Origin of the sequence: Bacteroides sp. AM16-13, from assembly GCF_003602705.1 — a bacterium.
GTDB lineage: Bacteria > Bacteroidota > Bacteroidia > Bacteroidales > Bacteroidaceae > Bacteroides > Bacteroides xylanisolvens.
Window position 1 is genome coordinate 136,328 of record NZ_QTLK01000009.1, and the last position, 15,414, is coordinate 151,741.

The 15,414-nt window shown below is 42.9% G+C and carries 11 protein-coding genes; 2 read left to right on the forward strand and 9 right to left on the reverse strand.

Annotated features, from left to right (window positions below):
* Positions 1 to 180 precede the first annotated feature (180 nt).
* Positions 181 to 609 carry an Hsp20/alpha crystallin family protein gene (locus tag DW173_RS09810; RefSeq protein WP_004300008.1) on the forward strand — a complete coding sequence of 143 codons (429 nt, stop codon included), beginning with the start codon at positions 181 to 183 and terminating at the stop codon, positions 607 to 609.
* Positions 610 to 771: 162 nt separating this feature from the next.
* Here the strand turns inward: DW173_RS09810 and DW173_RS09815 are convergent, their stop codons facing one another.
* From DW173_RS09815 to DW173_RS09835, 5 genes are all read right to left on the reverse strand, one after another.
* Positions 772 to 1,887, reverse strand: a complete 1,116-nt coding sequence (locus DW173_RS09815; RefSeq protein WP_120144373.1) for an ABC transporter permease — start codon at positions 1,885 to 1,887, stop codon at positions 772 to 774.
* 88 nt (positions 1,888 to 1,975) lie between these two features.
* Positions 1,976 to 3,079: an ABC transporter permease gene (locus DW173_RS09820; RefSeq protein ID WP_008022823.1), complete on the reverse strand. Its 1,104-nt coding sequence runs from the start codon at positions 3,077 to 3,079 to the stop codon at positions 1,976 to 1,978.
* 2 nt (positions 3,080 to 3,081) lie between these two features.
* Positions 3,082 to 4,551 (reverse strand): ATP-binding cassette domain-containing protein, encoded by a 1,470-nt coding sequence (locus DW173_RS09825; protein WP_120144374.1) that lies wholly within the window; start codon positions 4,549 to 4,551, stop codon positions 3,082 to 3,084.
* Positions 4,552 to 4,568: 17 nt separating this feature from the next.
* A complete protein-coding gene (locus tag DW173_RS09830) occupies positions 4,569 to 5,480 on the reverse strand; it encodes an HlyD family secretion protein (protein ID WP_120144383.1) in 912 nt (303 codons plus the stop codon).
* A gap of 16 nt (positions 5,481 to 5,496) precedes the next feature.
* Positions 5,497 to 6,756, reverse strand: coding sequence for a TolC family protein (locus DW173_RS09835; RefSeq protein ID WP_120144384.1), 1,260 nt, complete (start codon positions 6,754 to 6,756; stop codon positions 5,497 to 5,499).
* Between the two features lie 161 nt (positions 6,757 to 6,917).
* On the opposite strand from DW173_RS09835, the gene DW173_RS09840 reads away from it, so the two are divergent.
* Entirely contained in the window at positions 6,918 to 7,814 is an 897-nt protein-coding gene (locus tag DW173_RS09840) for an AraC family transcriptional regulator (RefSeq protein WP_032851511.1), read from the forward strand.
* A gap of 3 nt (positions 7,815 to 7,817) precedes the next feature.
* Here DW173_RS09840 and DW173_RS09845 read toward each other — a convergent pair whose 3' ends face one another.
* The 4 genes from DW173_RS09845 to DW173_RS09860 all read right to left on the reverse strand — a co-directional run bounded on the left by DW173_RS09845 (position 7,818) and on the right by DW173_RS09860 (position 15,414).
* A complete protein-coding gene (locus DW173_RS09845; protein WP_032839530.1) occupies positions 7,818 to 8,864 on the reverse strand; it encodes a mannose-1-phosphate guanylyltransferase in 1,047 nt (348 codons plus the stop codon).
* A gap of 204 nt (positions 8,865 to 9,068) precedes the next feature.
* The gene (gene carB / locus DW173_RS09850; RefSeq protein WP_120144385.1) at positions 9,069 to 12,296 is read right to left on the reverse strand and encodes a carbamoyl-phosphate synthase (glutamine-hydrolyzing) large subunit; all 3,228 of its coding nucleotides are present in this window, start codon (positions 12,294 to 12,296) and stop codon (positions 9,069 to 9,071) included.
* 73 nt (positions 12,297 to 12,369) lie between these two features.
* Complete coding sequence (carA, locus tag DW173_RS09855) at positions 12,370 to 13,503, reverse strand: glutamine-hydrolyzing carbamoyl-phosphate synthase small subunit (protein ID WP_008022837.1); 1,134 nt, start codon at positions 13,501 to 13,503, stop codon at positions 12,370 to 12,372.
* Positions 13,504 to 13,530: 27 nt separating this feature from the next.
* Positions 13,531 to 15,414 (reverse strand): amidophosphoribosyltransferase, encoded by a 1,884-nt coding sequence (locus DW173_RS09860; protein WP_008022839.1) that lies wholly within the window; start codon positions 15,412 to 15,414, stop codon positions 13,531 to 13,533.

Consider the following 15,414-nt stretch of genomic DNA (forward strand, 5'->3'; position numbering starts at 1 on the left):
TGACAAATAGACAATTTTAGTCTCAAAAATCACTTGGCATAAGGTTTGCACTTATGGAAGCGAACAACGGTTCGAGAGCAGACGATGGAAACCGGGACAACCGGTATCATCAGAAGTGAAAAAACCGAAGTTCAAGAATAATTAACTGAATGTTTAACTTAAAGATAGGAGACTAAAATTATGATGCCTGTTAGAAGAACTCAAAGTTGGTTACCAAGTATCTTTAATGATTTCTTTGATAACGATTGGATGGTAAAAGCAAATGCTACTGCACCTGCAATTAATGTTTTGGAAACAGAAAAAGAATACAAAGTGGAATTGGCTGCTCCGGGTATGACGAAGGATGATTTCAATGTTCGCATTGATGAAGATAATAACCTCGTTATCAGTATGGAGAAGAAGACTGAAAACAAGGAGGAAAAGAAAGACGGTCGCTATCTGCGTCGCGAATTCTCATACTCTAAGTTTCAGCAAACAATGATTCTACCGGATAATGTAGACAAAGAGAAAATTGCTGCATCTGTAGAACATGGCGTTCTAAATATCGAACTTCCGAAACTCTCTGAAGAAGAAGTAAAAAAGCCAAATAGACAAATCGAAATAAAGTAATACAGTAACCACTTACTATTCACCGGAGACGGTGATGAAAAGGATCAAAAACAGCTCTCTCCCTTAAAGGGAAACGAGCTGTTTTTTTATTGTCTTTGCAGGCAATACCGCCTTATTAACATAACATACCCACAGGGTTTTCGGACTGACCCCTTATTATCTTCAGTTGTTCTTCCGATAGCTAATTACCGCCCAACTATTAAACACGACTGCAAAAAGCAACAATATTCCGAACTGCGGCAGCAAATCAAAGAAACCACTCCCCTTCAGATATATCATTCGCATCACCTCCATAAAATACTTCAAAGGATTGAATATCGTTATTATTTGTGCCCATTCCGGCATGCTGCTAATAGGGGTAAACAAACCGCTCATCAAAATCACCACCAACAAACAGAACCACATAACAAACATTGATTGCTGCATCGTTGCTGAATAGTTGGAAATGACTAGTCCGAAGCCGGACATCACCAGAACAAAAAGAACCGCGAAAAAGTAAATCAACAGAAAATGCCCGACAGGTACTATGCCATAAATTAACCAGGCTAATATGAAACACACCGTCAGCACCAGAAAACCAATCAGCCAATAAGGCAAAAGCTTTGCCAAAATAAAAACAAACTTCGGAACCGGAGTCACATTGATTTGTTCTATTGTCCCCACTTCCTTCTCGCTAACCACATTCAACGCAGGCAGGAAACCACAAATCAAAGTCAACAACATGACCATCAATGCCGGAATCATATAGAGCTTATAGTTCAGATTCGGATTAAACAATCCCTGCGTATCAACCTGTATGGAAGCGAAAACACCGGAAACGGTAGCTGCTTCGGGATGTTCCGAACGTAGTTCGGCTGCATAATCATTAATGATAGAAGACAAATAAGAACTGCCCAGACCACCTTTCGTTCCATTCACGGCATTGGCTGCTATCAATACATGAGCATCCTCTCCATTCATCCAATCCCGTTCCAAATGCCTTGGAATTTCCATCACAATATCAGCCGTTCCAATTTCAATGTTTCGAAGACCTTCTTCATACGAAGCCGGTACTTCTACCAAGCGAAAGTAAGTGGAGGCAGCAATCTTATTCACTAAACGTTGTGAAATAGCCGAATGGTCATTATCCACAATATTTAGCTGTATATTCTTGATTTCCAGATTTACCGCCCAAGGCATCAATAGCATAATCATGCATGGAAATACAAGAATCAATTTCGGAAGAAACGAATTGCGAAGCAATTGTTTAAACTCTTTTTCTATCAGAAACTTTATCATAAATAATTCTTCAATTTGCTGATATGTTTATATGTCAATGCCATGTAGTATAACACAGCCAATTGGCACATTAACATATTATTCTTATCTACTCCAATCTATACTTGAATTTCTTGATACTAACCGTAATAAGTACCGTCGCCATCAATAACAAGATACCAATCTCCTTATATACCAATACAACAGGCACTCCTTCAATCATCAACTTTCGCACAGCCTGAATATACCAACGTGCCGGAAGTATATCCGAGATCCATTGAAGTATCAACGGCATACTCTCAATAGGGAAAATCATCCCCGATAAAAGCATCGTGGGCATCATCAACATCAAACCGGAAACCAGCATGGCCGCAACCTGTGTACGCGTGACTGATGAAATCAATAAGCCCAACGCCAAGGATACGAAGATAAACAACAAAGAGACAGTTATCAACCAGAATAAACTTCCTACTACTGGAACATCCAGCACAAAGACCGAAAGTAAAAGGATAGTGATCAGATTGACAAACGACAACACAAAATAAGGCACAGCCTTTGCCAAAATAATAAATAGTGGCTTCACAGGCGAAACCAGTAATACCTCCATGGTCCCCGTCTCTTTTTCACGAACAATGGAAATCGAGGTCATCATAGCGCAAATCAGCATCAGGATCAACCCCATTACCCCCGGAACAAAGTTATAAGCACTCTTCATTTGCGGGTTATACAACAGTTTTATATCCGACGTTAAACGGGCAGCCGACATATTGGGCGGCATCATTTCCTGACCTACCATAGAAACAATTCCCGTTGCATAATTAACCTGCGAAGTCGACATATTCGGATCTGTCGCATCTACTACCAGCTGCACACGAGCATCACCCGTATAGAGATCATCTATAAAACGTTCGCTAAAAACAATCGCCATATCAACCTTATTCTTCAGAAAAGCAGCTTCCATTTCCTGGGGCGAATGAAAACGTGCAGTAACGGTGAAATATTCACTGGCGTCCAAACGATCAATAATCTTTCGTGTCACCACATCATTAGAAGGATCGAGTACCGCCAACCGGACATTTTTCACCTCTGTACTGATGGCAAAACCGAATAGTATAATTTGTACAACCGGCATCCCCAACAAAATCAGCATGGTTCGCCGGTCACGGAAAATATGATAAAATTCCTTCTTTACAAAAGCTATAAACTGTCTCATAATCAATCTGCTTTGCGCACCGCACCGCGGGCTAATTGCTGAAAAACATCATCCATCGTTTCTGCACCGAATTGTTGCTTCAGACGGGCAGGTGTATCAAGAGCTTTAATCTGACCGTCCACCATGATAGATATCCGGTTACAATATTCCGCTTCATCCATATAATGGGTAGTGACAAATATGGTGATTCCCTGGTCGGCTGCCTGATAAATCAATTCCCAGAACTGCCTTCTCGTAGCGGGATCTACTCCACCCGTCGGCTCATCCAGAAAAACAATTCTCGGCTCGTGGAAGATTGAAACTGAAAAAGCTAATTTCTGCTTCCACCCCACCGGAAGGCTCTTCACCAAAGTATCCCGCTCGTCAGCAAGCCCCAGGCGATCCAACAATTCTTCTGTCTTCCGCTCTATTTCTTGCTCTTTCATCCCATAAATCCCGGCAAACAGACGGATATTCTCCCACACTTTCAAATCTTCATACAGCGAAAATTTCTGGCTCATATAGCCGATATGCTTCTTTACTTGTTCAGCTTCCCGGAAAATATCATATCCTGCCACCTTTCCTATGCCTGATGTCGGTTTGCTCAATCCACAAAGCATGCGCATGGCTGTAGTCTTTCCGGCACCGTTAGCACCCAGGAAGCCAAATATCTCTCCCCGGTTCACCTGAAAGGAGATATGATCTACCGCTGTAAAATTACCAAAACACTTTGTCAACTGCTCCACTTCAATGACCGGAGCGGTTTCATGTCTCACCTCCTCCCGTTCCAAAGAAGGAGGACAAAGGATGGATGCAAATTGCTGAAGAATACGCTCGGGGGTATCAATGCCATGAATCTTTCCATGATTGATAAAAGCAATCCGGTCACATTGCCGGGCTTCATCCATGATGGGAGTAGAAACAACAATAGTAATACCCTGTTCCCGCAAGTTACGAAGCATTTGCCAAAATTCCTTGCGCGACACAGGATCCACTCCGGTAGTGGGTTCATCCAGGAATAAAATATCCGGTTTATGAATCAAAGCGCAACTCAATGCCAGTTTCTGCTTCATACCACCCGACAAAGCCCCTGCCCTTCTTTTCCTGAACGGTTCTATCTGCTGATAGATATCTTTAATTAAATCATAGTTCTCCTGAACAGTCGTATGGAATACGGTAGCGAAAAACTCCAGATTCTCCTCTACTGAAAGATCCTGGTAAAGTGAAAAACGACCGGGCATATATCCAACCTTCGTACGAATCTGTTTATATTCTGTTGCCACATCCAGTCCGCCAATCGTGGCCGTTCCCTTATCTGCCAGCAGCAAAGTAGTCAGAATACGGAATAAGGTACTCTTACCGGCACCGTCAGGACCTATCAGCCCAAAGATCTCTCCCCGTTCTACCACAAAAGAAACCTCTTTCAGCGCTTCCACCGTTCCATAGCTCTTGCCGACTTCTTTCACAACCACTATGGGTACATCCTTCTCCATCTCCCTGACTTTAATTTTTAATCTTCATTCTTTAATTTTACTCCGCCATACATACCAATCTTCAACGCTCCGTCATTCTTCACCGCAATCTTCACTGCATATACCAGATTAGCACGTTCATTCTTCGTCAAAATTGTTTTTGGAGTGAATTCCGAACGATCGGAAATCCAAGTCACTTCCCCCGGATAAGCTTTCTGCTCCGAGTTGCCATAGTCAGCATACACAGTCACTTGATCTCCCAGTTTCACTTTTGATAACTGTTCGGAAGTGATGTAAGCCCTCAAATACATACGATCCACTTCGCCCACCTTAAATAAAGGCTTGCCGATAGCCGCCAATTCACCGGCTTCCGCATATTTAGCCAATACTGTACCTGCGATAGGTGACTGAACATGACATTTAGCTAACTGATCCTCCACTTGCGCTACCTGTATAGCAACCGAATTGCCTTGTTCTGTAAGGCTATTCGTACTATTACGCAACGATGATTCCTGTGCAACGAGCTGCCGTTCGAGTAATTTGACTTGCGCGTCCCAATCATCCAGTTGTTTTTGATTGGCCGCACCTGCAGCAAGCAAGTTTTCCACCCGTTTCCTCTCACGCTCTGCCGTGACAATTTGCTGTTTGGTAGCGGCAATCTGTTTGGCAAGATCAGGACGCTGGTTTTCTACCGATTTCATACTGGCTTCCAATTGCAGTTTCTTTAAATACAATTGTACCGTATCTACCAACCCGATCTCCTCACCCGCTTTCAGCTTTGTTCCCTCTTCTACTTCCAGTCGTAGCAATTTTCCGGCAGCCTCGGCGGACACTATTACTTCCGTAGCTTCAAATGTACCGGTTGCGTCATAATCAGGTGTTCCATTTTCACAGGCAGATAACATCATCAGCGTTATCCCCCACATTCCTATTTTTGTTATTCTTTTCATATCCGGAGAAGTTATATTAATCATTTATTGTATATTTCAATTGATAAATTCCCATTAACCGTTGAATCTCATGCATAGTTTTCGACTGACGCGCCAAGCTCTCATTAGTCAGTTCACGTAACATTTCAGTCACGGTCAATGTTCCATTTGCCACCTTTGCTTCGGCAGCTTTACGGATATTTGTACGCAACCGGATTATTTCATCATCATCCCGCATTTGCTTCTCCAAAGAATGGATAGCCTGATCCTGCTGCGTCATTTCCAGTCTTGTATTGAAAAGGAATATATCCCGGTTATTATCCAGTTGCTGTCTTTTCTTCTCGATCACCCGACGGTCATTTTTCAAAGTATACAGACTACCGAAATTCCATGAAAGCCGGACACCTGCCATATAATAAGGAGAAAATTCATTCTTCAGCATATCCAATCCGGGATTTCCGTATGCCCCCTGCACAAACAGTCCGAACTGCGGAAGATGACGCACATTCAAAGCCTTCTCCTGCACTTGCAGTCCGGCTCCCTGTGCATCAAACAAAGCCAACTCCGGCCGACGAATCTCACTGACAGCCGAAACCGTACTTTGAGGTACAGGTTTCTCCAGCACCGTCTCCGGAGACAGTGCTTCTCCTACCAACAGCGAAAGCATTTTCAAATAAGCTGCCCGTGATGATACTAAATCAATTCTTTTCTGTTTTGTATTCAACTGCTCCACTTTCACTGCATCCAAATCAGCTTGATTGGCTATTCCATTTTCCACATAAGCAGTAATCTGACGATAATTTCTCTCTAACTCATCTTGTAACAATGTATTCTGTTTGATTTGCTCGTCCAGCAGGAGAATTCCAAAATAAAGATCATTCACGCGGTCATTCAGCGCATACATATCTACATTCAGTTTTTCTTTCTCCACTTCAGCCTCTGCAATCGTCTGCTTCTTCTGCATACGGATTCCTCCCCCGTCCCATATCTTCTGTTGCAACTCCAACATGACCTGATATTGGTCTTTGGGCAATCCTTTTAAATCTACTCCGGGAAGTTTTACCGGAATTTCTGTCACATCACTCTGATAAGAAGCCTTTGCCGAAAGAGCAAATTGAGGTAAATATCCCTTGGCTGCATTTTCCAGATTATATTCCTTTGTCTTCTCCACTAAACCATACTGATGTACCAACGGATAATTATCCTGCGTCTTCCGCTGACATTCTTCCAATGTTATCTGCGCATACGCTCCTGCTACATACAGTAAAAAGGAGAAACTGAAAATCATTCTTTTCATATCCATTATTTCTTTGGTTTCTTCGAAAGACAAAGATAAGGATTTCAAAGATACTGGTCATTTCCAAGAGTTGGTAAATGTGTTCCATTAGTTCGATAAAACAGAAAAAAGCAAATAAGTATGCCGCATTTTATTACCTTTGCCGGAAAAGAGAAAAGAAAATGGGACAAAAAGAACCGATAGAGTTAGCACTTAAATTATTAGACAATCTTAAAATTGTCCGGCATAACGAGCATCGTTATATATCTTCTGATTTCGGATTCGTCAATAGCTTTGTAAAGATGGAAACGACTCTTTTCTCACTCGGTCAACCGTATCGTATTAAAGAAGGACGTATCGCATTCGTCAAGCAAGGCTCTGCCCGAATTCTCATTAATCTGATCGAATATACCATCCAACCGGGATACATCGCAGTGATCGCTCCTAACTCCATTATTCAAATCACAGAAGTGTCTCCTGATTTTGATATGCAAATGATAGCAGCCGACCACAATTTCCTTCCTATATCCGGAAAAGACGATTTTTTTTCTTACCTTCTCCATCATCAGAAAAACATCATATTGTTACTATCTCCACAAGAACAGCAACAAATGGAACATTATTTCACCTTGATATGGGGAGTATTGCAGGAACCGCCATTCCGCAAAGAAGCTATACAACATCTTTTGGCCAGCCTCATCTATTATTTAGAATATATCGCTCAAAACAGTATTGAACTGAATTCTGCCCAGTTGACAAGACAGGAAGAGATTTTCCAACGTTTCATCTCTCTTGTCAATGTATACAGCAAGAAAGAACGTAACGTAAATTTCTATGCAGATAAGCTATGCCTCACTCCACGTTATCTGAATACTGTTATCCGACAGGCCAGTCAACAAACAGTAATGGACTGGATAAACCAGTCCATTATACTAGAAGCAAAAGTATTGCTAAAACATAGCAATCTGCTCGTTTATCAAGTTTCTGATGAATTAAATTTCCCTAATCCTTCTTTTTTCTCGAAGTTCTTTAAACGAATGACAGGAATGACACCACACGAATATCAACAAACGAAATAATCTTTATTTCGAGAACTCTTTAATCCGTTGTTCCTCTTCCAGTTTACAAATCAGTAATGTATTATCTTTCTCTGCGATGATATATCCATCCAGTCCTTGAACAACAACTCGTTTTTCTTCGCTGGCATGCACAATACAGTTCTTACTGTCATACAAACGTATATCGGTTCCTACCGTAGCATTTCCCGATTTATCCTGTGGTAAAAGACCGCGAAGTGCTCCCCATGTGCCTAAATCCGACCAGCCGAAAGAAGCCGGTAACACGTAAATTGCCTCCGCTTTTTCCATCACCGCATAGTCGATAGAAATACTTTCGCAAGTCGGGAATAACTTTTTGATTGTTTCATTTTCTTTTTCCGTATAGAAATCCGGGAAAATACGGTCAAAAATCTGTGCGATACCCGGAGCATATACACGCATCACGGAAGTGATAGTACGCACGTTCCACACAAAGATTCCCGCATTCCAGAAGTAATTACCTTCCGCCAAATACTTTTCAGCTGTCTCTTTATCGGGTTTTTCCTTGAATGCGTCTACTGTATAAATTTCTTTATCTGTTTGAAGCTGGTTGGCAGCAGCAATATATCCGTAGCCTGTCTCCGGACGAGTCGGCCGAATACCTATTGTGACAATAGCACTGCTATCATCCGTAAAACGAAGTGCTTTCTCCATCACTCTACGGAACTCGCCCGTATCGATGACTAATGCATCCGAAGGAGTTACTACAATATTAGCACGGGGATGCTTCTTTTTGATTTTCCAACAAGCAAATGCGATACAAGGTGCAGTATTTCGTGCACAAGGTTCCGCTAAAATATTACTTTCCGGAATTTCCGGCAACTGCTCCCGAACAATATCAATGTATTTTTCAGAAGTTACCACCCACATATTTTCTCTGGGGCAAACACCATCAAACCGGTCTGCCGTCAATTGAATCAGTGACCGGCCACATCCCATTACATCAATAAATTGTTTAGGACATTCCGGAGTGCTCATCGGCCAGAAACGGCTCCCTATGCCACCAGCCATTATTACAACATGATTATCCATACCTATCATTCTCCTGTAAAAAAAATGTTATTTAAATAAGTGCGCAAGTTACATTAAAATGTCCAAAACAGCAAATAAAGACCAAGAGTATTTAATTTTCCAACTGAATAATCGAATAATTGTATTTCTACAATAATAGACAAAGGCCGCTCTCGAATAATAAGAACGACCTTTGTCTTTTCATTTCAATAGAATATAATCATCTTATTTATATTCTGCCCAGCTCTTGATAGCTATATCATCCACACTCATCGTACAGAATGCATTGATAAATGCACTAGCCAGACGAGCGTTCGTAATCAATGGTACATTCAAATCAATGGCAGCGCGACGGATTTTATACCCATTACTTAATTCTCCGGCAGTCAAGTTCTTTGGTATATTGACTACCATATCTATTTCCTTACTATGAAGCATCTCCAACGCCTGCGGATGTCCCTCTTCACTCGGCCAATAAACATGAGTACTCTCAATACCGCTCTCGGCAAGCGCTTTATGTGTACCGCCCGTCGCAAAGAGTTTATATCCCTTATTCACCAACATACGGGCTGCATCCATCATATCCGCTTTTTGCTTCATCGTACCCGTGGAAAGCAAGATATTCTTCTTCGGAATACGATAGCCTACAGAAAGCATTGCTTTCAATACAGCACAAGAAGTATCCATACCAATACAACCTACTTCACCGGTGGAAGCCATATCTACTCCCAACACCGGGTCGGCTTTCTGCAAACGGTTGAAAGAGAACTGTGAAGCTTTGATTCCCACATAGTCCAATTCGAAAAGATTCTTTTCCGGTTTTTCGACAGGCAGACCAAGCATAACTTTGGTTGCCAGTTCAATAAAGTTGATCTTCAGTACCTTGCTGACAAATGGGAAAGAACGACTAGCACGCAAGTTACATTCGATCACCTTGATATCATTGTCTTTTGCCAAATACTGAATATTAAACGGACCGGAGATATTCAAAGCCTTGGCAATCTCACGGCTGATACGCTTAATACGACGAACAGTTTCTACATATAGCTTCTGTGGCGGGAACTGAATAGTCGCGTCACCGGAGTGTACTCCTGCAAATTCGATATGCTCACTAATAGCGTATGCCACAATTTCGCCATTCTGCGCCACGGCATCCATTTCTACTTCCTTGGCATGTTCAATAAACTGACTTACTACTACCGGATGTTTTTTCGAGACATTGGCTGCCAGTTTCAGGAAACGTTCCAGTTCTTCCTGATTGGAACAAACATTCATTGCAGCTCCCGAAAGCACGTATGACGGGCGAACGAGTACGGGGAAACCTACTTCTTCGACAAATTCATGGATATCTTCCATAGAGGTCAACTCACGCCAACGGGGTTGATCCACACCGATACGGTCGAGCATGGCAGAGAATTTCTCACGGTCTTCAGCGTTGTCAATGCTCTTGGCACTTGTGCCAAGGATATTGATATGCTGTGCATCCAAACGCAAAGCCAAGTTATTCGGAATCTGACCACCGGTAGATACAATTACCCCATGCGGATTCTCCAGTTCCAGAATATCCATCACACGTTCAAAAGTCAATTCGTCGAAGTACAAGCGATCGCACATATCGTAGTCCGTAGATACAGTTTCAGGATTATAGTTAATCATCACGCTGCGCCATCCTTCTTTACGAATAGTATTCAAAGCCTGCACACCGCACCAGTCAAATTCTACGGAAGAACCGATACGATAAGCACCAGACCCTAATACGACAATGGATTTATGGTCGCCCAAGTAATGAACATCATTTGCCACACCGCTATAAGTAAGATACAGATAATTGGTTTGTGCCGGATATTCGGCTGCCAAAGTATCGATCTGCTTCACTACCGGAAGAATACCCGCCTCTTTACGATGTTTGCGGACATAAAGAATACCATCCTCCATATCACCTTCGTAGCCGATGGCACGTGCAACCTGGAAATCAGAGAAACCTTGAACCTTGGCTTTACGAAGCAGTTCGTTTGGCAGATCGGCAATCTGTTTGTGATTATTTCCCCAGCTATGCAGTTCTTCGGAAGTCTGCATGATATTCATCAATCTCTGAAGGAACCATTTATCAATCTTAGTCAGTTCGTGTACCTGATCGATGGTGTAGCCGGCACGAAAAGCCTTCGAGATAACAAAAATACGTTTATCAGTCGGTTCGCGCAAAGCCTTGTCGATGTCGGAAATAACTAGCTCCTTATTTTCTACAAATCCGTGCATTCCCTGCCCGATCATGCGGAGCCCTTTCTGGATAGCTTCTTCAAAAGTACGACCGATAGCCATCACCTCACCGACAGATTTCATAGAAGATCCCAATTCTTTATCTACACCGTGGAACTTACCCAAATCCCAACGTGGAATCTTACATACAACATAGTCCAGTGCCGGTTCGAAAAAAGCAGAAGTAGTCTTTGTTACAGAGTTCTTCAGGTCGAAGAGTCCGTAACCCAGTCCCAATTTGGCCGCAACGAAAGCCAGCGGATAACCCGTTGCCTTAGATGCCAAAGCCGATGAACGGGAAAGACGGGCATTTACTTCAATCACCCGATAATCTTCGGATTCGGGGTCGAAAGCATATTGCACATTACATTCGCCCACAATACCGATGTGGCGGATGATACGTATTGCCAGTTCCCGGAGTTTATGATATTCTTTGTTCGTAAGCGTTTGTGACGGAGCAATAACGATAGATTCACCGGTATGAATACCCAGCGGGTCGAAGTTTTCCATATTACAAACAGTGATACAGTTGTCGAAACGGTCACGTACCACTTCATATTCCACTTCTTTCCAACCACGAAGTGATTTCTCCACCAATACCTGCGGAGAGAAAGAGAACGCTTTTTCTACAAGAATATCCAGTTGCTCTTCGTTATCACAGAAACCGGAGCCCAAGCCACCCAATGCATACGCAGCACGAACAATTACGGGATACCCCAGTTCTTTTGCTGCGCGACGAGCATCTTCCGCATTTTCTACGGCTTCACTCTTAATGGTCTTTACATTGATTTCATTCAATTTCTGAACGAAAAGTTCACGATCCTCGGTATCCATAATGGCTTGTACCGGAGTACCAAGTACTTTCACATTATATTTTTCAAGAATACCTTCTTTGTACAATGCCACTCCACAGTTCAAGGCTGTCTGACCACCGAACGCCAGCATAATACCTTCCGGTTTTTCTTTCTGAATCACTTTCTCTACGAAATACGGAGTCACCGGAAGGAAGTAGATTTGATCCGCCACTCCTTCGGACGTCTGTACCGTAGCAATATTAGGATTGATAAGAATCGTTTCAATGCCTTCTTCTTTCAAAGCTTTGAGTGCCTGCGAACCGGAATAGTCAAACTCACCGGCCTCACCGATCTTCAGGGCACCGGAACCCAACAGCAATACTTTCTTTATATTTTCTTTCATTGATTCTACTTTCTGGTTCATCACAGATTACACAGATTAACACAGATTTTTTATAATCCGTGATGAATATGGGTTATAATAGTTTTACAAATTCGTCGAACAGGAATTCCGTATCCGTAGGTCCACTCGCTGCTTCCGGATGGAATTGTGCAGAAAACCAAGGGTTTCTTTTATGCTTGATTCCTTCGTTAGAGCCATCATTCATATTAATAAATAACGGTTCCCAATCTGCACTCAACGTATTATTGTCTACGGCATAACCGTGATTTTGCGAAGTGATGAAGCAACGTTCAGTGCCTACCATACGCACCGGTTGGTTGTGGCTACGGTGACCGTATTTCAATTTATAAATCTTGGCTCCTCCCGCTTTCGAAAGCAGTTGGTTACCCATACAGATTCCGAAGATAGGCAGTTTCTCGTTTGACATTGCCTTGCGGATATTCTGCACCGCAGCATCACAGGTATCCGGATCCCCCGGTCCGTTGGAAATAAACAGTCCGTCAAATTCGAGTCCGTTATAATCATAATCCCAAGGAACACGAATCACCTCAACATTACGTTTCAGCAGACAACGAATGATATTAGTCTTCACACCGCAATCTACCAGGACAACTTTTTTTAATGAAGAATGAGGAATGAAGAATGAAGAATTAGCTGCGCTGTGACTGCTTGTTCCACTAGGGAAATAATGAATAATTTCTTTACAGGAAACCTGGTCTACATAGTTTATATCGCTATAAGACGGAAATTCTTCATTCTTCATTCTTAATTCTTCATTTTCAAATACTATTTTCCCCATCATTACTCCATGTTCACGAAGAACTTTCGTCAGCTCGCGTGTATCAATGCCCGTGATACCAGGAACTTTTTCCCGTTTCAGCCAGTCACCAAGACTTTCCACAGCGTTCCAGTGGCTGTATTCATAAGAATAGTCACTTACGATAATCGCTTCCGCGTGGATCTTTTCACTTTCCATGAAAGTGGCAAGTCCATTCGGCTCGATAGTAAAAGGAGGAACACCGTAGTTACCTACCAAAGGATAGGTAAGCGTCATCAACTGTCCGGCGTATGAAGGGTCAGTGAGGCTCTCCGGATATCCGGTCATGGCAGTATTAAACACTACTTCGCCCGCCACCGGCTTCTCGTAGCCAAACGACTTACCGGAAAACCGGCTCCCGTCGTCAAGGATTAATGTCACATTTCTCATTCTTATTATTGAATCGTTGTATGGTTGTTAGAATTGATACATTTGTTCTATATAGTCGATGAACGCCCGGTTCACCATTTTCACACCACCCGGTGTAGGGTAGTTACCGCTAAAATACCAGTCGCCTTTATGATGCGGACAAGCCTCGTGCAATCCCTCCAACGGTTGATAGACGATTTCCACTTTCGCCTTGGTTCCCTTGGGTGTCAGCAGTTCTACCATTTTGGCAGAGATTTCCTCATCAGTGAACGGAGCATAAATATCTTTCACATAGTTTACCATCTGCTCTTTCGGCAGTCCTACCTGCTCTTTCGATTTACGATAGGCGGCCGCAATCACATCTTTCATATCCCGTTCCTTTAAAAGTTCGACAGCAGCCCTGAAGGCGATAAACTCGCTCATCTTTGCCATATCAATACCGTAATAGTCAGGATAACGCACCTGCGGAGAAGAAGATACAATGACAATCTTCTTCGGACCGAGACGGTCGAGAATACCGATAATACTTTGTTTCAGCGTAGTACCGCGCACAATGCTGTCGTCGATAATCACCAGATTATCAACACCGGGTACAAGACTTCCGTATGTAATATCATACACATGGGCAGCCAAATCATTACGACTGTTTCCTTCGGCGATGAACGTACGGAGCTTAATATCCTTGATTGCCACCTTTTCGCTGCGAATACGACGGGAAAGAATAACTTCCAATTCCTCCATATTCGGGTTATGCCCCAATGCAGCGATCTGCTGCACTTTCTCCTCATTCAAGTAATCATCCAGTCCCTGCAACATTCCGTAGAAAGCAACCTCCGCAGTGTTTGGAATAAAAGAGAAGACCGTATGATCGATATCATTATTGATAGCTTTCAGTATTTTCGGAACCAACTTTTCGCCCAGCCGTTTCCTTTCTTTATAAATATCGACGTCACTGCCACGGGAGAAATAGATACGTTCGAAAGAACAAGCCTGATTTTCGCGTGGCTTATTGATTTGCGAAGTACGTATCTTACCTTCTTTGCTAATCAGCAATGCCTGCCCCGGTTGCAGTTCCTTGATTTCCTCAAACGGAACATTCAAAGCTGTCTGGATAACCGGACGTTCGGAAGCAAGAACAGCTATTTCGTCATCCTGATACCAAAATGCAGGCCGGATGCCCCAAGGGTCACGGATAGCGAAAGATTCACCGCTTCCGGTCAATCCACAAATAACATACCCCCCATCCCATTCGCGACTGGAAGTACGCAGTACGTTTGCCAAATCAATATGTTCTTCTATATAATGCGTGATGCCCATGCCCGTAAGCCCTTCGGCTTCGGCAAGATTGAATACACGCTCCACTTCACGGTCAAGACGGTGTCCCACCTGTTCCAACATGATATATGTATCGGCATATTTACGCGGATGCTGACCAATGGCAGTGATACGGGCAAATATTTCGTCCACATTCGTCATATTGAAGTTTCCGCAAAGAGCGAGATTCTTGGCACGCCAGTTATTTCTTCTTAAAAATGGATGCACGTATGAGATTCCGGATTTTCCCGTAGTGGAATAACGAAGATGCCCCATATATACTTCCCCGGCAAAAGGCAGGACTCGTTTGGCATACGCAGCATCATGCAACTGTTCGGGAGTGAGCTCCTTAAAGTTGTTTTGAACATTTTCAAAAATCTCCGTAATAGCTCCGGAGCCTAAAGCACGTTCACGAAACATATATTCTTCACCCGGATTTGCTTCCAGTTTCACACATGCCAGTCCCGCACCTTCCTGTCCACGGTTATGTTGTTTCTCCATTAACAGGTAGAGCTTATTAAGACCGTACATCCATGTTCCGTACTTTTTCTCGTAATACTCCAACGGTTTAAGCAAGCGTATCATGGCAACGCCACATTCATGTTTCAATTGTTCCAT